A 21,104-nucleotide genomic window follows, 5' to 3' on the forward strand; every position below is an offset into this window, starting at 1 on the left:
TGGTTCTTCCCGTGCGATGCGAGGTCCCCGTTTAGTGGCAAATTTTGACTGAACGGGAGCTTTTTTACGTTTGTTACCGAACGCACCTGCCGTTTTTTCTTTTTTCTCTCCCTCTTTAGAAAGACTTTTCCCACGTGTTTTTACCAGTGCATTATCCGCAGGGGGTTCAAATCCCTCAACCAAGATTGTCTCGACATTTTTACCGAGCATGGTGATGATTTTTGACCATGAGATATGCTCCCCAGAAGAGAGAAGTGTGATCGCTAACCCATTATTCCCAGCACGTCCCGTTCGTCCGATACGGTGGAGATAGTCGGTACTGACATGGGGAATATCGTAGTTGATAACGACGTCCAACCCTTCGATATCCAGTCCACGTGCCGCAATGTCCGTTGCAACAAGGATACGGGCACTCCCCTCTCTAAACTCACTGAGAGCACGATCACGCGCACCGTGTTTTTTATCCCCGTGAATTACGACATTTTTAAGACCACTGGCACTCAACTCAGCACTTACTTCATCGGCTTCGACTTTGGTGCGGGTAAAGACGAGCACTTGAGGATAATTGTTCGAACCGATCAAAAACGACAACAGCTCTTTTTTACGCTCTTTTTCCACCGGATGAACCACTTGACGAAGTGTCATATCGGCGGCTTTGAGGTTATCGATCTCGATCAGAAGCGGTTTTCTGAGTATCTTTTCACTCAACTGTTTCACCGCAGGAGTCATGGTTGCTGAAAAGAGCATATTTTGACGGTTTATCGGGAGGAGGTCGATGATCTGCCCTATTTCACGGATAAATCCCATGTCGAAAATCGTATCGGCTTCATCAAACACCAAAAATTCGATTTTTGACAACGGCACATGACCTTGTTTGTTCAGCTCGATGAGACGTCCAGGGGTAGCTACGATGATATCGACCCCCTCCCCTAACTCTTTGGCTTGACGTGCCATATTGGCTCCCCCAAAGAGAGCGAGACATTTAATCTCTAGCCCTTGCGCATAGGTTTCGATTGCACTTGAAACTTGTGAAGCGAGTTCACGCGTCGGGACAATCACTAATGCTCGTGCACTATGTTGTTTGGATTCGCTGTTGCTAGTCAGCTTATGCAGTATCGGCAAAGCAAACGCGGCGGTTTTTCCTGTCCCCGTTTGTGCCGCACCGAGAATATCACGTCCTCGTAAAACGAGAGGTATGACCTGCGTTTGGATCGGTGTTGGCTCAGTGTACCCGAGTTCTGCTAACGTGTCGAGAAGATGGGAATTTAACCCTAAAGTCGTAAATGACATAAGTATAGTGTACCTTTTTGGTATATAGTTGAAGAATTTTACCATTTTGTCGCTTCAAACCTCCCTATTTTAGTCTATTTTTCGCTACGATGTCGCCATCAGATTACAGGGGATAGAATTGAGAGCATTATTTGTGTTAGCCGTATCCATTTCATTGGCGTGGGGAGCTTTAATCAGCGGAACGATTTTAGATAAAAATACCTCAAAACCGATAGCCAACGCAATCATTATTTCGCAAGGTAAAGAGTACCGAAGCGACTGTAACGGATCATTTAAAGTTCCCTCATCTTCGATTATCGGAGTACGTGCCGTCGGATATGACCGAAAGTTTTACAAAAGCGGCGGGAAAATGTATTTGAACCCATTTAACCCTAAAGCCCTTTATATGTCAAGCTTCGGTGCGACCAGTGGCAAACTTATGGGGAATGCCAAAAATTTAATTAAGACAACAGAGATCAACGCATTGGTTATCGACATGAAAATGGATCGTGGTCAAATCGCTTTTAAAACCTCTAATCCTATTGCAAACAAAATCGGAGCACAGGATGTGATCTTGTTCAAAGATATCAAAAAATTTGTTGCTGATTTACACAAAGAGAAAATTTACGTAATTGCCCGTATTGTTACTTTTAAAGATACTCCGCTTATCACTGCTTATCCACATTGGGGAGTTCGCAAAAGTGACGGGAGTCTCTTCAAAGACAAAGAGGGACTCTACTGGATTGATCCATCACGTAAAGAATCTTGGAACTATATGATCTCCATCGCTGAAGAGACAGCAAAAGCCGGATTTGACGAAGTCCAATTTGACTACGTCCGCTTCCCTGACGCTAAAGGGGTGAGGTTTTCGGTTGAAAACACTCAAGCAGAGCGGGTAAAAGCAATTTCCGGCTTTTTAGAAGCTGCAAGAACGCGTTTAACCCCTTACAACGTTTTTATCTCTGCCGACATCTTCGGATACGTCAGCTGGCATAATGCCGATATCGAGATCGGTCAACGTGTCGATGCCCTCTCACCGTATGTCGATTATCTCTCACCGATGCTCTACCCATCAGGTTTTAATGCAGGAATTCCAGGGCATCCTGATCCGGTTAAAGCCAACTATGAAATTGTCAAACAATCTCTCGATAAAGCACTAGAAAAGTCACAGACTTCCCCATTAGCCTATCGACCATGGTTGCAAGCGTTCCGAGACTATGCATTTGATCGCCGAATTTACGGAGCCAAAGAGATTCGAGAACAGATCGCTGCGAGTGAAGCATTCGGAAGCTGTGGGTGGATTCTTTGGAATCCTCGTAATGTTTACAGTTCGGATGGATTAAAATAAAAGAATTTTAAATAAAAAATTTCTATAAGATTAAATGTATAATATATATCGTACAATATTAAACACTCTAAAACAGAATATTAGGTATAGCGATGATTGAATCAGATATTTTTATCGGTAGACAGCCTATATTCGATAGTAAGGGCAAATGCATATCGTATGAACTTCTCTACCGAAGTACGCATGAATCAAGTGAAGCGATCTTTTCGAGCAACGCAAAAGCGACCGCTCGAGTAATCATCAACTTAATTCATAATATCGGTCTCTCTTCTATCATCGGCAATAAACTAGGCTACATCAATATTGATGAGCAAATCATTATGAGTGATGTATTTTTATCCCTCCCAAAATCCAAGTTTGTATTTGAAATTTTAGAATATACAAAAGTCACCCCTGAAGTGATCGATAAAGTATGTCATCTATATGAGCTTGGGTATCGCTTTGCTCTCGATGACTTCTCTTGTGAAAATGAAAATATCGAATATTTTAAGCTCCTTTTTCCGTACGTAGATGTGATTAAAATTGATTTGCTAGCAACCAATCCTATAAGCATTGAAGCGATGGTTGAAAAATTCAAACCTTATAATGTGAAGTTATTGGCTGAAAAAGTAGAAAATATTGAGATTTTCGAACGGTGTAAAAAAGCAGGCTTTGATTACTTCCAAGGCTTTTTTTTCGAGAAGCCTACCATCATTATTGGTACCAAAATAGAGCCCTCTATCATTAATGCTATTGATGTTATAAACACCTTATATACTACGACTGACATGAGTATTATATGTGATAAATTTTCATCCTACCCCGAACTTACCTTTAATCTTTTACGCTACATTAATTCAGCTGAATTTTCTTTCAAGCAAGAAATTACGAGTATCAAGCAAATACTTAATCTCTTGGGTCCCTCACGATTACGCTCATGGCTTGGGCTCTTTTTGTATTCAGGAACAAATGAACAAATGTTTAAAGAAGCGATTGTCAATACAGCAAAATTTCGAGCGAATATGATGCGGGAATTAGTAATGGCACTTGGAAAATCCCATCTTAGTGATGAAGCTTTTTTAACCGGAAGTCTCTCTTTAATTGATACCTATTTACATATCGATATGAGTAACGTTATCGAAAAAATTCATCTCTCTCAGCCCATTATTGATGCCTTATTACAACGAGATGGATACTATGGTAAACTACTTTCTATTACTGAAAAACTCGAAAAAACCGATGACATACATCTGTTAATCAATAAATTAACCAAAAAAATCAATCTTTCTTCAGAACAACTTTACAAAATATATTGTAACGCACATGTCTACAGTTTGAAAACTGAGACTAATTAAGATGAAAATAGTTACAAACTAATCATAAAAATGATACAATCTCTCACTAATTCTTGAGGGAAGTTAATGAGCAGTACTAATGTGAATGATAAAATCACTTTAATTCATGATCAGACAATGAGTACGCTTAGGGCATTAGCTCTTCCACCCTTTCCCGCTATTTACAAAAAGTATTTTGATGAAATTTTTGATCAAAATGCGGACAATATACTCCGCGAAATGCAAATTGAAACCGAACCTTCCTTCTCTAACCATGATGATTTAACTCGATATCTCGATATTGCCCATCGCAGTATTGAATCTTTTGTTGAAACACATGCGGATATCTCACACGTTGCTGATTTGCAGAAAAATTACATCAGCAAAGCTTCTAAAGATGGAGTAGATCGATGTGTCAATTTTGTTGACGGACTTAGCGAACTCGGTCACAATATGTCTCTTGAACTTAAAAAAGCGCAGACTAAAATTAATGATCTTAACCATGAATTGGAAAAGACGACTACACAACTCACGATTGATCCTTTAACAAAAGTAACCAATCGTAAAGGGTTAATTAATGATTTAAGCACGGTTATCAAATCCGGAAAAAAGAAGTCCTTACAAATGGTACTGCTGATGATCGATGCCGATAATTTTAAAATCATAAATGATAAACACGGTCACGTTGCGGGTGATAAAGTACTTTACTTTTTTGCACAAACAATTAAATCCGTTATTCGAGCCGGAGACAAAGTATATCGTTATGGCGGAGAAGAATTTTCCGTGCTCTTAAACCGATGTGATAACGAACAGGCATTTATTGTAGCCGATAAAATTCGCTCACAAATCGAACAAAGCCACTTAATGTATGCAGGGAAAACGATCAAAATGACAGTAAGTGTCGGAGCAACTATGCATCGTGCCGGAGATACTTATGATGATTTTATCGCTCGTGCCGATAACGCTTTATACCGTGCAAAAAATGAAGGAAAAAATCGGACGATTTTAGAGGACTAATATTGAAAATTTCACCCCTTATTATCTCAATCGCTATTGTTCCATTGTCTCTTTTAGCAACCGATTTGAATACTATTGCTTCGTTAAATGATGAGCTGATCACGACAGAGCAAATGGCAACGCAAACGAATCAAAATATCGATTATCAACCTTTTATTTTATCGGTTTGGGAGCAAAAAGATCTTATTCCCTTTGGTGTCCACACCCTTAAAGATGCCCTTACCCTTATCCCCGGCATTGATATGATGGCTGATACTACGAATAACCGTACGCCTGTCATTCGTGGATCAAATCCATTAGCCTATGGTCAAACAAAGCTCGCGATTGATGGAGTTGTTCTCAATGATCGAACGTTTGATAGTTACAACAGCTATTTGGATTACCCTATCGAACTTATTCAAAGAATCGAAGTCGTACGTGGATCAGGAAGCTTCATAGAGGGAGTCAATGGCTATTCAGGCACAATCAATGTTATCACCTATGCAAAGGATGAAGACAAAGGACAAAATGGCGCTGTTTTCGGAAGTTTTGGGAGTGATTCCTACAAACAAGCGGGGTTTTGGTACACCCGTCGTACAGCAGATTGGAGACTTTCCGGTGACCTATTCTATCAAAGTAATGATGCTACCTCACCGATAAAAGTCACTGACGCATATCAGAATCCACCTGGTTATGCACCGCTAAACAGCAGCCAAATAGGGGTTGGTCTCTCTTATACCTATGATGATTTTTATCTTAAAGGACGTTTTAATCACTTTACTGCAGGAAGTGCATTTGGTAATTTGAATGCTTTGCCCAATATGGAAGGAGAGCAAGCCATTCCATCATGGTACATCGAAAGCGGATATACATTTAATCTGACCGACACTTTAGCGCTCCATGTCAAAGCAGGAATTATGGAAGACGGTTGGGAAAGTGATGCACGTTCACTCCCAAGCGGTACCTATAATGGCATTTACTTTCCAAATGGATATTGGGCTACTTTGGATTTTAATACCCGACTGCTGTATGGCACCATTTCGACAACCTATACCGGTATCAAAAATCATACCATCGTTGCCGGCATTAGTCAAAAATACGAAGATGTAATTAATATCTCCTCTAAAACAACGGAACGTGTCAACGGCGGTACCCAAATCATTGATTATACAACTACCGCGCCGTTTATCGATGCGGGGGCTTCTTGCCGCCATACCAATGAAATTTATATCAATGATACTATGGATATCAATGATAAATTAGCCTTTTCACTCAATCTAGGGGGAACCAAAGCTTCCGATGTTGGATTTAGCCCCTACATGAGAGGATCATTAATCTACCAACCCTACCGTCAACACATTCTAAAATTAATGGTAGGTAATAGTTACCGACTCCCCTCTTTTCAAGAAATGCACACCATCAACAATCCTGCCCGCATCGGAAATCCAGATCTAACACCGGAAAAAGTAACCTCTTATGAAACGCAATACCTCTATAAACCAACAGTGGATACGACCCTAGGAATTAACCTATTTTATCTCCAAAATGAAGATCAAATCACCCCTAACACTACCAGTAAGATTTATCAAAATATTGGTGAACGAACGATTAGAGGACTTGAGAGTGAATTTCGAGGAAGTCTCACAGATAATGACATTATTTTTCTCTCCTACAGTTATATTAGAGGAAAAACGGTCAAAGGGACTGAACAAACAGACTATCTACCCTATGCTTCAAGTCACTTGCTAAAAGTGGGTGTTTCGTATGCTCTATCACCACAGATTAATGGAGCAATAGTAGGACGCTATAACAGCGAGAAAGAACGACGTCCAAACGATGTACGTAAAAATTCGATGGACTCATTCGCATCCTACGATCTCATTTTAGGATGGGAAGATATCAACGGATTCTATGTTCAAGGTGCTCTTAAAAATGCCAACAACGCTATTTACCGCTATATTTCACCTCCTGCTACGTATGCGGATGATTATCCCGTTGAGGGGAGAACTTTTTGGATTAGAACAGGGTGGAAGTTTTAATGCGAATAGTTTTACTTCTCTTAATTGGGTATTTTTCGTTGTTTTCCCATGAATCTTTTATCATCAATACTCATATTCGGATGCTTCCAAAAATCATGGCACTTGATTCACGATTATCCTCTAAAATCGATTTGTCGAAAGTTGTTTTTGCGGTGGTCTATGACTCAAATCACAAGTCTAATGCTAATACTATCGCAGATGAAATCAACAAAGTTCATAATGGAAAAGTTTCAAATATTCCTTTTACTGCAATCGCTTTGTCTGTGAATGAAGTGACTGAACGTCGAGATATATCTTTTGTTTACATTACTCAAAAATGCAATACAAAATCGCTCAAAAAGATAGCTTCATGGGGAATAGAGAACTCCATTCCAACTTTTTCTTATGATGTATCGGATCTGGACTATGGAATATTAGGATCCGTTGCTATTGAGCGTAATGCCATTATTTATATCAATAAAAATACGTTGAAAGAGGGTAAATTTCATTTTGATGGAACCTTATATCAGATTGCGAGACTTATCGAATGAATTATTTTAAAAATGCCCGGCTTTCAACTAAGCTTTTTATTTCCCTTCTCTTTGCGACTTTCATAATTTTTATCACGATTACATTCGTCACTTTTTCTATTGTTCGGGATTTGACATTGAATTCCCAAAAAGAGAAAGCCTCTTTGTTGATCGATACGATTAACCCCACTGTATCGCTCTCTCTTTTCTTAGGAATGAATGATATAGGCGATAAACTTTCACCCATTACACAGCGTAATGAAGTCATTGCGTTAAAAATTTCCGATGCTAAAGGGAAAATTATTCTAAATTATCGTCAGTATAATGGTTCCGAAACAAATGACAGTATATCGATCACAGAAAACTTGATGGATCCATCCACTCTTAAACCGATTGGTTCGATCACCCTTACCTATTCGGGAGAAGAATTTACCAAAACGATGAACCGATTTTATACTTTATACGGCTGGATAACCATCAGTGTATTAAGTATTCTATGGCTCATGATGTTATGGATAAATCGTCTACTGCTTCCGATTACACTGATAGCCCATAAAGTACGAAATTTTAAGCCTGGAGAGAAAATATCGTTCGATATCCCTTACACGCAACGTGAATTCGCCCAAATCATCCATTCTTTCGAGACAATGCAAGAGAGTGTTATTCAGTACTCACATGAAATTGAGACTATAAATAATAATCTTCAAATAAAGATTACAGAACAAACACATAAAGCAACACACCATTTATATTACGATACCCTTACTTCCCTCCCCAACCGGATAAAACTTCAAGAAGATTTGCTTGAGAAACCTAACAATACCGTAGCAATATTAAATATCGATGATTTTAAAGAGATCAATGATTTTTTCGGTATTGATGCCGGAGATTGGCTTCTAACACAAATCGCACGCTGGCTCAGTGAAATGAAACTTAAACCTTACCGTATCGGGGGGGATGAATTTGCATTTCGACTCAAAGGAGAGAGCTCTCATGTTGAATTTCAACATGAAATAGAACTGCTCCTCTCACTGCTAAGTGAAAAGCTCTTTATGATTTCGGATGAAACCGTTCATGTTCGTGCGACGGTTGGTATTGCAATAGACAGTGATAAACCTCTCATTCATGCCGACGTTGCACTCAATAAAGCACGGAGTGCTAAACTCCCCTACTCGGTCTACGATCAATCCGAGGGGATTGAGCAGCAATATCAAGCCAACATTGCCATGTCTGCTCAAATCCGACAAGCATTGATTGAACACAGAATTGTTTGTCAATATCAGCCAATCGTCTCATGTAGTAGCGGAAAAATAGAAAAATTTGAAACCTTGGTCCGTATCCAAAATGAAGACGGTTCTCTTATTCCACCGTATGATTTTCTGCCGATTGCACAAAAAACAAAACTCTATCACCATATCACTCAAGAAGTTGTTTACCAGGCGTGTCATCTATTTGCAGCACGTCATGAACAATTCTCCATCAATCTCTCGAGTAGTGATATGCTTGATCTTAGAACAGTTACAACCATTGAAAATATACTCCGACAAACCGGCACTGCCAATCGAGTCATTTTTGAAATTTTAGAATCAGAAGGTATTGAGAATTTTGATGAAGTTGCCTCGTTCATCAGCAGAATGAAGGAGTTAGGGGTCAGATTTGCTATCGATGATTTCGGAACCGGCTATTCTAACTTCGAAAATATTCTCAAACTCAATGTTGATATATTAAAAATTGACGGAAGCTTGATCAAAGCGATTAACGAAAATCCTCGTAATCGAATCGTCGTTGAGGCCATTATTGATTTTGCACACCGAATTGAAATTGATACCGTAGCCGAGTTTGTTGCATCAGAAGAGATATTACAAAAAGTTACCGATTTGGGTATTACCTACGCGCAAGGATTTCATACCGGAAAACCTCTCTTTTTACATCAACAGCTAATGTAATTTTTAACCCCTAACATGGTATAATTCGCAAAATTTTTACAAGGGCTGATCCATGTTAACCGATCGCGTCAATATACTCTCCGAATCGATTACCATTGCTATCTCTACGTTAGCGCAAGAACTCAAAGCACAAGGGAAAAATATCCTTAGCTTCTCCGCCGGTGAGCCCGATTTTGATACTCCTCAAGTCATCAAAGATGCCGCCATCAAAGCGATCAATGATGGGTTTACCAAATACACCGCTGTTGAGGGGATTCCTGAGTTAAAAGCGGCTATCGCACTTAAACTCAAACGTGATAATGGACTGGAATACAAACCAAACCAAATCATTGCTAATAACGGTGCAAAGCACTCGCTGTACAACCTTTTTGCTTGTACAATCCAAGCGGGCAATGAAGTTATTATCCCTGCTCCGTATTGGGTAACGTATCCAGAACTCGTCATGTATTGCGGGGGAACCGTTGTCGAGATCGATACGAACGATGCGAGCGGGTTTAAAATCACCCCTGAGCAACTCAAAGCGGCATTAACACCTAAAACCAAAATGCTCATTTTAACCTCTCCATCCAACCCGACGGGTGCTGTTTACTCACGCGAAGAACTCACTGCATTGGGTAAAGTATTAGAAGGGACAAACGTCATCGTCGCGAGTGATGAGATGTATGAAAAACTAATCTACGATGGCGAATTTACGTCGGCTGCTGCGGTGAGTGATGATATGTTTAAGCGTACTATCACCATCAACGGTCTTAGTAAATCAGTTGCAATGACAGGATGGCGTTTTGGGTATATGGCAGCGCACAATACAGAAATCATCCAAGCAACTAAAAAACTTCAAAGTCAAAGTACGTCAAACATTAATAGTATTACTCAAAAAGCAGCAATTGTCGGTCTCAACGGTGCAGCAGATAGCGATATCGAAGCAATGCGTATTGCGTTCAAAGCACGTCGTGACGAAGCAGTAAAATTATTCAATGAAATCGATGGTCTCTCTGTCCTCTCACCCGATGGTGCATTTTATCTATTTGTGAACATCAAAGAGGTGAGCAATGATTCAATGCAATTTTGTAAAGAGTTGCTCGAAGAACAAGGAATTGCTGTTGTACCAGGGGTTGGCTTCGGTTCAGAAGGATATTTTCGATTTAGCTTTGCTACCGATATCGAAAGTATTCGTGAGGGAATCAAACGTATTGCAACGTTTGTTGCTTCTAAAAAATAACTACTATATATTTCCCCCTATCACGGGGAAAATATCAACTATTTAATACTTTTTAGCGCTTCAATAACCGCATCAATATTCCCCATCGGAAGATGAACTTTCCACTCAGGACTTTTAGCATCACCTATTAATGAAATACCGATACTCGCGACACTGTCGCTTCCAGTTCCATATGGCTCATCGACTTTACTAATAGAAATAATACCTTTTTTGGTACCATCTAATGGAATCTCTTTAATCATAGTTACGGCTGAACTCATAAACTCTCCTAATAACAGTATGAGAAGAGTTTAGCCGATTTTGGCTAAATCAACCTTAAAAAAAGAAGAATTAATTTGAACCTTGGTTATTGCTAGTATTACCGTAGATAAAAGCATACATTTTTCGATAATAGCGTTCATTTCGTGTACGATCCGTCGCACTAAAATGATGATAGCGCCCTAATGTTTCCCACGAGTAACCAAAACTTTTTACTAGTCGTGTCAAAATAGTGTTCGCTTTTTCACGAGCAGTATTCTCTTCAAAATATTCATGAAGCATTGGATCAGGGTGATATTTATAGTTAATTTGGTAAGGTCCAAGATCAAGATTGACAATCCCACCAGCGATTAGTGCTTGAGCTTGTGCACTGCATTGCTCACTTGAACTGCATTTGATAATATGTCCGGTTACAGCAAATCCGGCATCTGCGGCACGTTGTGCTTCTTCCAAAGCATTGATACGGATAACATTTGGATTGCACATGCCCCCCTCTTGGAGACACTCGCAATGTTTAATTGCATCGAGGACGATATCGGGCATTCGAACTTCGGTGGTGAGTTCATTCTCAGCACGCAACAATGACGTTGCAACCATTAAACTTACTAATATCATTCGCATCCCGCTACCCCTTTTGCTTAAGATTGTAATATTTTAGCCAATTTTGCCTGCATTTTCAGCCATAATTTATGTTCCATCAACGGAAATCCGCTGTAGACCCCTTTTTTTGTGATACTTTTCGTTACACCTGAACGTGCAGCAAGGGTTGTAAACGGCGCTATCGTGAGATGACCTGCCGTTGCACTTTGTCCCCCCATCACCACGTTACGGCCCAGTGTTGTTGAACCTGCGAGCCCCGATTGAGAGACCATAATTGAGTGTTCACCGACCACACAGTTGTGCCCGATTTGAACAAGATTATCGATTTTGCTCCCCTGTTTGATAATAGTTGATCCAAATACCGCACAGTCCACTGTTGTATTGGCACCGATCTCAACATCATCTTCAAGTATAACATTACCATTTTGGTAAAGCTTGATATGTTCTCCCATTTTAGTGTGAGCATATCCGAAACCGTCACTCCCGATAACACTTCCAGCATGGATCATGACGCGATTACCGATGATACAGTCTCGATAAACACACACATTAGGATAGAGGATAACATCATCACCAATAACCGCTTCAGAGCCTACATAGACACCGCTCATAATCGTACAGTTTGAACCAATTTTAGCGCCGTTTTCGATATGAGCACTCGGATAGAGTGTCGTTCCATTGCCGATTACAGGAGCGATATCACTGCTTTGTATCAGTTTGGCAAAATGTTTAGAGAGGAGTGCGACCGACATATACGGCTCATCTGATTCCAGAACAACCACTCCCTCTGGAAGTAAATGAGCTTTGGATGCGGGGAGAATGACGGCAGAAGCCCTCGTAGTGGAGAGCTCTTTTTCGTATTTGGAATCGGAGAGAAAGGAGATCTCACCCTCCGATGCCTCACGAAGGGTATTCATACCTGTAATTTTGGTAGAACTTTTAACCTCTTGACATCCTAACAACTCAGCAATAGTATTTAGTGTCATCCGTATTTATCTCTCTAACGCGACAGAGCCGCTGCGAACGATCTCTTTGGGATGAAACCGTTTGATTGCTTCAAGAAAATGGTTCACCCTCATCGGCTCATCGGATACCATAACGATCATCGTGTCGCTTCCGACATTTACGATCCGCCCGTTATAAGCATGAGTCAGAGCTTCGATATCCCCCAACGATTCGTTCATCGGGATTTTGACCAATGCCATCTCGGTTTCAACCAAATCGGCGTGTTCATACACTCTGAGAACCGGAATCAGCTTGTGCAACTGTTTCGTAATCTGCTCAACGACCCGAATAGAGCCTGCGGTAACGATAGTAATGCGAGAATACTTTGATTCAGGGATAGGAGCCACGGTTAACGACTCTATATTGTATCCTCGTCCTGAAAACAATCCTGCGATGCGTGAGAGTACACTCGCTTCGTTCATAACAATAACGGAAATAACGCGGCGTTCTGTTTGTTCCATCATTATTTCTCCTTGTACTCTAACATCATATTAAACAACGATCCACCTGCCGGAACCATCGGAAGTACGTTTTCAAAACGGTTGACCGCGACATCGATGATCGCAACCACGTTTTTCTCTACCGCATCTTTGAGTGCGGCATCGAACTCCTCTTTGGTACTGACACGGTACCCTACTCCACCAAATGCTTCAGCGAGTTTAACAAAGTCAGGTTGCATTGAGAGATCGGTGGATGAGTGGCGTTTATCGTAAAAGAGTGTCTGCCACTGACGAACCATCCCCAAAAAGTTGTTATTCAAAACGACGTTGATAACGGGGAGATTGCTCTCAACCGCAGTCATCAACTCTTGAATATTCATCAAAATCGAACCATCACCCGTGATGTTGATACTGACACGCTCCATATCGGCACGTTTAACCCCTAAAGCTGCGGGAAAACCGAATCCCATCGTCCCAAGTCCGCCTGAACTCACCCATTGACGTGGACGGGTGAAAGGGTAAAACTGCGCACTCCACATTTGGTGCTGTCCAACGTCGGTAGAGATATTGGCACCATCCCCTAAGAGTTGTCCGATACGCTCAATGACCCATTGAGGCTTAAGACGATCCCCCTCTTCTTTGTAAGAAAGCGGGTGGAGTTTGTTGAAATGGGCAATCGTGTTGTGCCATGACTCATAGCGAGCAGGATCAATCTGCTCTTTCGCTAAGGGGATCATTTGCTCCAAAACGTTTTTGACGTCCCCGACAATCGGGAAATGGGCATTAACCAATTTTGAGATACTGGCAGGGTCAATATCAATGTGGATAATCTGTGCATTTTTCGCAAACTCAGAGAGTTTTCCGGTAACACGATCATCAAAGCGTGCCCCAAGACCGATAACCAAATCGGTCTCGCTCATCGCCATATTTGCCGCATACGAGCCGTGCATTCCGAGCATCGAGATGAGTAATGGATCGTCATATCGGAGGGTTCCGCGAGCCATAAAGGTCTCAACTGCAGGGATTTGAGTCATACGAGCAAACTCACGTACCAATTCCGCCGCATTCGCGTTGATAATGCCTCCACCCAAATACAAAAGGGGACGTTTCGCTGCCGCAATCGCATCAATCGCTTTTTTGATCTGACGGGTATTCCCTTTGGTCGTCGGTTTGTAGGTCTCAATATCGACCTCTTTGGAATAGTCGAATTTAGCGATTTGTGCTGTTACGTCTTTCGGGATATCAACGTGTACGGGACCTGGACGACCGGTACGTGCGATGTAAAACGCCTCTTTGAGGATACGTGGTAAATCTGCCGCATCGGTAACCAAATAGTTGTGTTTCGTACACGGTCGGCTAATCCCTACCGCATCAATCTCTTGGAACGCATCGGTACCGATAAGGGACATCGGAACTTGACCGCTAATGAGGACGAGTGGGATAGAATCCATATAAGCATCCGCTAAACCCGTAACACCGTTGGTAAATCCCGGTCCTGAGGTGATCATAGCAACGCCTACTTTTCCAGAAGCCTTTGCGTACCCCTCGGCTGCATGAACGGCCGCTTGTTCGTGACGGGTCAAAATATGTTGAAATGAGCGCTGTTTGTAAATCTCATCATAGACGTTCATGATCGCCCCGCCTGGGTAACCGAATACGACTTCGACTTCCTCGGCGATGAGTGCTTCGATAACCATCTGTGCACCGCTGATTTGCATGTCGTCTCCTTTATTGCATTAAAAATTTGTGAATATAACTAAAAAAAATTAGGGAATTATAAAAGAAAATAGCTATAAATTACGTTAAATTGAAGTAAACCCCCATTTGCTTTAAGAAATATTCTCTATTTCGGGCAAGCAAATATCCTCATTCTCTAAAAGTGCAGCCTCTTTTTGAGTTAATGTGGTTTCATCGACAATATTAGGAAAAATTTTCCGTATTGTTTCTCGCAGTTTCATGAGATTGATCGGTTTGAGCAAATATCCCCCTGCACCAGAACGGATGGCGTTAATAACCATCTCCTCTTGACCGTGAGACGTAACCATAATAATCTTCACATGTTTGTCGATTTTTTTGAGTTCTTGAACAGCGGTTATCCCATCCATCTCTGGCATTGTAATATCCATCGTGACCAAGTCAGGCTTTAAACGCATATAGAGGGTTATTGATTCATGTCCATCTTTGGCTTCACCGATCACTTTATGCCCTAAGGCTTCAACCATTTTAGTAACATTACGTCTCATAATGAGTGAATCATCCACGACCAAAACTTTAAGCATTGATTTCTCCTTTGAGTAAGCCGATCACATTAAATTCCATATTTCCATAAGGAGTTACTAATCGTGCTGTTATCATGCCAGTTCCGTTTGTTTTTACTATAGACTTAGCATCCTCTATCGTTACAGGTGGAGTGATCGTTACACCTTTGCCACGATTAGGAAAATCACTGAGAGAATGTCCTATGATAGTATTAGCGATCTCTCCTGCAGCACTATCACGCAACTCTATAAATTCAGCTTCAGGGATATCCCCATAAGCAAATGCCCTCGTCAAATTATCCAGTAACGAATCATTATAAGTGACATAAAATAAAAGATTTATAGCTCCACCGATACCGATCATGGTAGTATATTTTTTCAAATCAATTTTATCGACAAAGCGATAATTTGCATCAAATTTCGCCTCGATATGCATCTCATCGATCAAAAAAAGTTCAGCACGATAAATGATCGCCTTTAACACTTCTTTTAAAAGCTCTCCTTTTTCCATTATTACCCCTTTTTAAGTGATTCTTTCGGTAGTGAAAAAATAAATCGGGTACCGATACCCCATTCCGAAATGACTTGATAACTTCCGCCCATTTTGAGAATCTCAGCGCGTACCGATGCCAAGCCGATGCCTCTTCCTGATAGCTCAGTTACTTCCTCTTTAGTTGAAAAATAATCTTCAAATAATAGTTCCATAACGCTATCATCGTTTTCAAGTTCTGAAGCCGTTTTAAACCCTTCATCAAGGGCTTTTTGCTTGAGTTTTTCAGTATCAATACCGCGACCGTCATCCGCGATTTCAATCATAATATTCTCTTCAGTATCACTAATCGATAAACGAACTGTCCCAAACTCATCTTTGTTGTGTTCTACTCTCTCCTCCGGCGTTTCTATCCCGTGATCGACGCTGTTACGGATAACATGGATCAGCGATTTAGCAAACCCTCTGAACTCTTCTCCCACACCGAAAGAGGTATCATGATGTATCACCATCGGATAGAGTGATTTCTCCAACCGCTCACCGAGTTGTGCAACATATTTTGGCAATGAACCGAAGAAATCAGCGATCGGTTTGTATTTCAGAGTACGAACAACTTCTAAAAGTTCTACCAAATCTTGGCATTCCTCAGGCTGAATTTCAATCAAATCGGTAATTTTACTATGGATCATTTCAAAGGTCGCATCATCAATGGTAATCGTCGTTTTTTTCTCCATAAAATCATCACCTAATACTGCTCGTAAAATATTCGTGTCTCTACTGAGCCATAACTCAAAATCAATTTTATTGATCATAGATTGGATGATTTCATTCGATATATTTCCCTCTAAACGCCATGATGAGAGCTTAGATTCTACTTTGTGAAGTCCCTGCGGTGTAGTAATAAAATCTTTTTGAGCGAATAACCCTTTGTAGGTATGAATAGTCCTATACAGTTCACTGAGATTGTGGGTAGAAGTTTGATCGAACTCAACAAAGGATTCGCGACCAGCTAAAAAGGTTTGATACTCTTCTAATAATTCAAAAAACTCATCACTGTTACTGATCGCGGAAACCACCATTTTAAGAGTATTACGTTCTCGCTCTATATTTTTTTCTAAATTTTTTTTATCGGTTACATCGGTCAGTATCAGCATAAAACGATGCGGTTCTATCCGTTTATAAACAATATGAACCGCTTTTTGATTAATGACAAACTCTTGTTGCAAGAGAGAAAGGATCGCTTCCGTTGTTGCCTCATCCTCTTCCTCAAAAATTCCTCGGATGGTTTGATCCAAAAACTCTCGTTTGTGAATATCTTCAGAGTAAAGTAGCTCAGCAATATTTTTACCCTCAATCCTCTCAGCGAAAATCTCTAAACATGTTTGTGAATATTCATCGTCAACTTCAAGGGAAGTTGAAAAGGTTAAAAATCCCTGACTAGCATTATCAAGAAGTCGGCTAACAGCATGGGAGCGTTCCTCCAAATCAGCCGTACGTTCAGAAACCTGACGTGAGAGTTCTTCTTGAATACCCTTATTTTGTATCCGATAGGCAAAGAAAAACGGGATTAAAATAAGTATATAAAAGAGTGCTTCACCCACTGATTTCATAAAAAGAGCATGAAGCTGTGCATCAATGTTACTGATCTCTATATCCGCAGCAGTGATGTAAAGACGTCCGCTTGGGGATATATGAGGGAGAAAGAGCGACCTAAAATGTCCCCATTGGTCGACCGATTCATCAAACTGCATTGTACGGGTTTGAAATGCTTTTAGCAAGAGTGGTGAAGCATCTGTATATTCATCATAAAAATAGCTGATATCTTCACCACTTTTAAGCTCTTCTGGAGTTGCACTGCTAGAAGTAAAGTAAACTTTCCCATCTTGAATGACAAAAGAGTAGACATATTTGACGTTTACACTCTGTGAAAAACGTGACAATTTTAGCCGAAGTTCACGATCTTGTTCCGGCGTTATCGATCCCGCTTTTGTTTGGGGAGTATGCAGTGATTCAGGAAGAAGTTGATCACTAACATTCGCACATTGGATCAACCGCTTATCGATTAAAGCGATCATTTCAGAGCGCTGTGCCGTATACTGGTAGGTAATGTACGAAACCAATGCAATGAGATACAATACAAATGCACCGTAATAATATTTTTTCATACTGACCAATACCAAATAATAAGATTGTTTTATTTTACTGCATCTTGACTTGCATGAAACTTTAATATGTCCCCTCACCTACCGTAATGACATAGTTATCATCCACAGCAACAACACCGAATGAATGTTGACCACAAAAGCTCTCATTCAACTCCTGTGTCCAAGCACGTGCGATACGATAGGCATTTTCTTTATCATCAAACGTTTTGATTTGCGGCATCCCTTTACGGATTGCACATTTACACAGTTTTTCAACCACGACATGATATTCCATCACTCACCCTTACAGCCGCAGCCGCTGACCATACCGATAACATAATTATCGTTCACTTCTACGAGTTGAAACTCATGTTTACCGCAAAAATGCCCTTGCATATACGCTAATTGAGTCTCTGCCGCTTCGAGAGCGCCCTCTTTGGAGTCATATGTGGTGATTTGAGACATCTCCTCTTTTTTTGCACAACTGCATAGCTTTTCAATAACAACGTGATGTTCCATACTAAAATCCTTATAATTTAAGTTTTTTTTTAAATGCATAGAGTGTTCCATTAGGGATAGAATACTATTTTCTTATGATGTGATATAATGTTTGTTAGCATCTCCAACCAAAAAGTGATTCTGAGTGACTAACTCTAACCAAAGCCTTAAAAATGCCCTATGGATATCTGCAATCTATCTTATTTTCGGCTTATTATGGATCTACTTTTCCGACACTGCCGTTGCGTCATTTGCCGCCAACAGCTACCAACTTACACTTTTACAAACCTATAAAGGTTGGTTTTTTATCACCCTTACAACACTTTTTCTCTTTCTTATCAGTTATCGTTTTTTTTACCTACAAGATGTCGCATTTTCAGAGCATAAAAAGAAAATCATAGAAGCTAAAGAAAGATTTGATACATTAGCTCACCACGATCCCCTCACCAATCTCCCAAACCGACTCAGTCTTATCGAAATACTCGAAGCGAAAAGTTCCATAACACCCGTTGTCCCATTTGCACTAATATTTTTGGATTTAGATGGGTTTAAAGAGATCAATGACTCTTTTGGTCATCGCTTCGGTGATCAAATACTGGTTCTTTTTTCAAAATTAATAAAAGAACTGTTCCCAAAAGATACTGTTATCATCCGAACGGGAGGAGATGAGTTTGTCATATTGATTGAATCAAAAATAGACCATAATTCTATTCAAATATACCTAAACCACCTGATTCAAACCCTAAATGATCCTTTTAATATCGATCAAATTGAGGTCTTCATCACTGCAAGCATAGGAATTTCATTCTATCCTGATGATTCATCTAATCCTGAAGAACTTCTCCAAAAAGCTGATGCCGCAATGTACAAAGCTAAAAGGATGGGAAGAAATACCTATAATTTTTATAATGACGGTTTAACTCAAGAGGTATTGGAACACACGAAACTTGCTTCCAATCTAAAAAAAGCTATAAGTAACCGTGATCTCATCCTCTATTATCAACCTCAAGTCGATCCATATTCGGGAAAAATCATAGGAGTAGAGGCTCTTGTCAGATGGATAAGCGAGGAGGGAATGATTCCACCATCACTCTTTATCCCTCTAGCAGAAGAGCGTGGTTTAATCATCGAATTAGGACACTTTGTCTTAGAAGAGGGATTTAAAACCGCTGTAGAATGGATGAGTCAAGGGATATTTAGCAATAGAATCGCTATTAATATTTCAGTCAAACAACTTATCCACCAAAACTTTTTGTTTCAGCTCGAAGAGTTACTCTATAAAACAGGTTGTGACCCAGAATGGATTGAGTTGGAAATTACCGAAAGCTCTATTCTCGAATACCCTGAAAAAATAATCGCACTATTGGGTGTGATCAAAAGCAAAGGGTTTAAAATCTCCATCGATGATTTCGGTACCGGATATTCTTCTCTTTCGTATCTCAAACATCTCCCAATCGACAAACTCAAAATCGATATCTCCTTTATACGAAATATCACAATGGAACCTAAAAATCAAACCATTGTTAAAACCATTATTGATCTCGCAAAAGGACTAGGGATGACAACAATCGCTGAAGGGGTTGAGACTCTCGAAGAACTAGAATTTTTACGCTTAAACGGTATCGATTCTATTCAAGGGTATTATTATCACCGTCCACTCTCTTTCAGCGATATAAGTGATTTGCTTAAAGCCAAAAATCACATAAGTAATTACAATAACTTATGATATACTCATTACAATATTGTCTATAAAGTTGTTATGATGACTAAATTATTTCGAACTTTTCTTTTCTCTTTCCTCATATTTGCCACCTTGTACGCAAATAATACACCCTCTCAAACCCTCAATATCGGTATCCTCTCATTTCGTCTTAATAGTGAAAATCAGCATGTTTGGCAGCCACTTGTAGATCAAATACACGCTTCCAACCCTCAGTTAAATATTAACCTCATTTCAGGTTCACTGGACGATATCGATACACTTATCGCACAAAACAAACTGGATTTTGTTATTGTTCACCCTGCTGCATTTGTTAAGTTGGAACATAAATACGGTATCTCCAATATCGCCTCGATTGTCCGACAATCCAAAGTTTCAGGAGAGCATCTCAGTATGTATGGAGGGGTAATCGTCACCCTCGCATCGCGCCATGACATACAGACTCTTGCCGATGTCCGTGGCAAACGAATCGCCACAACTCACAAAGAGGGATTCGCAGCGATGCTGATGCAGCAAGAGACCCTTTTCGAAGCAGGAATCGATATCCGTAATGAGTGTAAAATGCTCTATACCGGTCAACCCTCAGATACACCCATTAAAGCGTTAATAAACGGGGAAGCCGATATTGCTTTTGTCCGCAGCGGCTACCTCGAAGAGATGATTGAAAAAGGGGAGATTAAAAGAGAAGATTTTAGCGTTATAAATCCGCGTAAAGAGAAAAGTTTTCCCTATCTTCTCTCTACCTCACTATATCCCGAATGGGCTGTTGCCTCCACCTCGCGCCCCTCAAGTGAAACGATAAAAGCGTTTACTATTGCCCTCTTTCAAATCCATACCGATGCATCAAAAGACTTTCATGAGTTTGGTATTCCTCTCTCCAACCAAGCTGCTCGTGAACTGATGCAAAAATTTCATATTTACCCCTTTAACAACCCACCCACTTTCAAAGAGATTATCAAAGAAAACAGCCTTTTTCTTATCATATTTTTGGCATTTTTGGCACTAGGAAGTGCTCTTTTCACTCTGTACTATCTACTATCATCACGACGGAT

Annotated in this window: 20 protein-coding genes; 9 read left to right on the forward strand and 11 right to left on the reverse strand. The window is 40.3% G+C overall.

The annotated features are described in order from the left end of the window. A partial coding sequence (locus tag JZU62_RS01825) for a DEAD/DEAH box helicase (RefSeq protein WP_295011331.1) occupies positions 1 to 1,290 on the reverse strand: 1,290 nt, incomplete at its 3' end. Between the two features lie 118 nt (positions 1,291 to 1,408). Here JZU62_RS01825 and JZU62_RS01830 point away from each other — a divergent pair. The 7 genes from JZU62_RS01830 (at position 1,409) to JZU62_RS01860 (ending at position 10,639) form a co-directional block, all read left to right on the forward strand. Then, positions 1,409 to 2,617, forward strand: coding sequence for a putative glycoside hydrolase (locus JZU62_RS01830; protein WP_295011333.1), 1,209 nt, complete (start codon positions 1,409 to 1,411; stop codon positions 2,615 to 2,617). A 92-nt stretch (positions 2,618 to 2,709) separates the two neighbouring features. Next, positions 2,710 to 3,951 carry an EAL domain-containing protein gene (locus JZU62_RS01835; RefSeq protein ID WP_295011335.1) on the forward strand — a complete coding sequence of 414 codons (1,242 nt, stop codon included), beginning with the start codon at positions 2,710 to 2,712 and terminating at the stop codon, positions 3,949 to 3,951. A gap of 66 nt (positions 3,952 to 4,017) precedes the next feature. Further along, positions 4,018 to 4,947, forward strand: coding sequence for a GGDEF domain-containing protein (locus JZU62_RS01840; RefSeq protein WP_295011337.1), 930 nt, complete (start codon positions 4,018 to 4,020; stop codon positions 4,945 to 4,947). Between the two features lie 2 nt (positions 4,948 to 4,949). Beyond that, positions 4,950 to 6,965 carry a TonB-dependent receptor gene (locus JZU62_RS01845; protein WP_295011339.1) on the forward strand — a complete coding sequence of 672 codons (2,016 nt, stop codon included), beginning with the start codon at positions 4,950 to 4,952 and terminating at the stop codon, positions 6,963 to 6,965. After that, positions 6,965 to 7,495 carry a hypothetical protein gene (locus JZU62_RS01850; protein WP_295011341.1) on the forward strand — a complete coding sequence of 177 codons (531 nt, stop codon included), beginning with the start codon at positions 6,965 to 6,967 and terminating at the stop codon, positions 7,493 to 7,495. Before JZU62_RS01845 ends, JZU62_RS01850 begins: the two co-directional genes overlap by 1 nt. Before the next feature lie 116 nt (positions 7,496 to 7,611). Continuing rightward, positions 7,612 to 9,420 carry a GGDEF domain-containing phosphodiesterase gene (locus JZU62_RS01855; RefSeq protein WP_295011343.1) on the forward strand — a complete coding sequence of 603 codons (1,809 nt, stop codon included), beginning with the start codon at positions 7,612 to 7,614 and terminating at the stop codon, positions 9,418 to 9,420. A 52-nt stretch (positions 9,421 to 9,472) separates the two neighbouring features. After that, entirely contained in the window at positions 9,473 to 10,639 is a 1,167-nt protein-coding gene (locus tag JZU62_RS01860; protein ID WP_295011345.1) for a pyridoxal phosphate-dependent aminotransferase, read from the forward strand. Between the two features lie 38 nt (positions 10,640 to 10,677). On the opposite strand, the gene JZU62_RS01865 is transcribed toward JZU62_RS01860, so the two are convergent. The 10 genes from JZU62_RS01865 to JZU62_RS01910 all read right to left on the reverse strand — a co-directional run bounded on the left by JZU62_RS01865 (position 10,678) and on the right by JZU62_RS01910 (position 18,353). Next, positions 10,678 to 10,899 carry a hypothetical protein gene (locus JZU62_RS01865; RefSeq protein ID WP_295011347.1) on the reverse strand — a complete coding sequence of 74 codons (222 nt, stop codon included), beginning with the start codon at positions 10,897 to 10,899 and terminating at the stop codon, positions 10,678 to 10,680. A 70-nt stretch (positions 10,900 to 10,969) separates the two neighbouring features. Beyond that, positions 10,970 to 11,518, reverse strand: coding sequence for a hypothetical protein (locus JZU62_RS01870; RefSeq protein WP_295011349.1), 549 nt, complete (start codon positions 11,516 to 11,518; stop codon positions 10,970 to 10,972). Positions 11,519 to 11,535: 17 nt separating this feature from the next. Beyond that, entirely contained in the window at positions 11,536 to 12,483 is a 948-nt protein-coding gene (lpxD, locus tag JZU62_RS01875; protein ID WP_295011350.1) for a UDP-3-O-(3-hydroxymyristoyl)glucosamine N-acyltransferase, read from the reverse strand. A 6-nt stretch (positions 12,484 to 12,489) separates the two neighbouring features. Continuing rightward, complete coding sequence (gene ilvN, locus JZU62_RS01880) at positions 12,490 to 12,966, reverse strand: acetolactate synthase small subunit (protein ID WP_295011352.1); 477 nt, start codon at positions 12,964 to 12,966, stop codon at positions 12,490 to 12,492. Then, positions 12,966 to 14,660, reverse strand: coding sequence for an acetolactate synthase large subunit (locus JZU62_RS01885; RefSeq protein ID WP_295011354.1), 1,695 nt, complete (start codon positions 14,658 to 14,660; stop codon positions 12,966 to 12,968). The genes ilvN and JZU62_RS01885 overlap by 1 nt, the downstream gene beginning before the upstream one ends. A gap of 111 nt (positions 14,661 to 14,771) precedes the next feature. Continuing rightward, on the reverse strand, positions 14,772 to 15,221 hold the full coding sequence (locus JZU62_RS01890) for a response regulator (RefSeq protein ID WP_295011356.1): 450 nt from the start codon (positions 15,219 to 15,221) through the stop codon (positions 14,772 to 14,774). Beyond that, a complete protein-coding gene (locus tag JZU62_RS01895) occupies positions 15,214 to 15,711 on the reverse strand; it encodes a chemotaxis protein CheX (RefSeq protein ID WP_295011358.1) in 498 nt (165 codons plus the stop codon). The genes JZU62_RS01890 and JZU62_RS01895 overlap by 8 nt, the downstream gene beginning before the upstream one ends. Before the next feature lie 2 nt (positions 15,712 to 15,713). Continuing rightward, positions 15,714 to 17,855, reverse strand: a complete 2,142-nt coding sequence (locus JZU62_RS01900; RefSeq protein ID WP_295011359.1) for an ATP-binding protein — start codon at positions 17,853 to 17,855, stop codon at positions 15,714 to 15,716. Positions 17,856 to 17,916: 61 nt separating this feature from the next. Beyond that, on the reverse strand, positions 17,917 to 18,129 hold the full coding sequence (locus tag JZU62_RS01905; RefSeq protein WP_295011361.1) for a hypothetical protein: 213 nt from the start codon (positions 18,127 to 18,129) through the stop codon (positions 17,917 to 17,919). Continuing rightward, complete coding sequence (locus JZU62_RS01910; protein WP_295011363.1) at positions 18,129 to 18,353, reverse strand: hypothetical protein; 225 nt, start codon at positions 18,351 to 18,353, stop codon at positions 18,129 to 18,131. Before JZU62_RS01910 ends, JZU62_RS01905 begins: the two co-directional genes overlap by 1 nt. Positions 18,354 to 18,477: 124 nt before the next feature. On the opposite strand from JZU62_RS01910, the gene JZU62_RS01915 reads away from it, so the two are divergent. Next, complete coding sequence (locus JZU62_RS01915) at positions 18,478 to 20,058, forward strand: EAL domain-containing protein (RefSeq protein ID WP_295011365.1); 1,581 nt, start codon at positions 18,478 to 18,480, stop codon at positions 20,056 to 20,058. 36 nt (positions 20,059 to 20,094) lie between these two features. Beyond that, the coding region (locus JZU62_RS01920; RefSeq protein ID WP_295011367.1) for a PhnD/SsuA/transferrin family substrate-binding protein at positions 20,095 to 21,104 on the forward strand (1,010 nt) is incomplete at its 3' end.

This window comes from Sulfuricurvum sp. (assembly GCF_019163035.1).
Lineage (GTDB): Bacteria > Campylobacterota > Campylobacteria > Campylobacterales > Sulfurimonadaceae > Sulfuricurvum.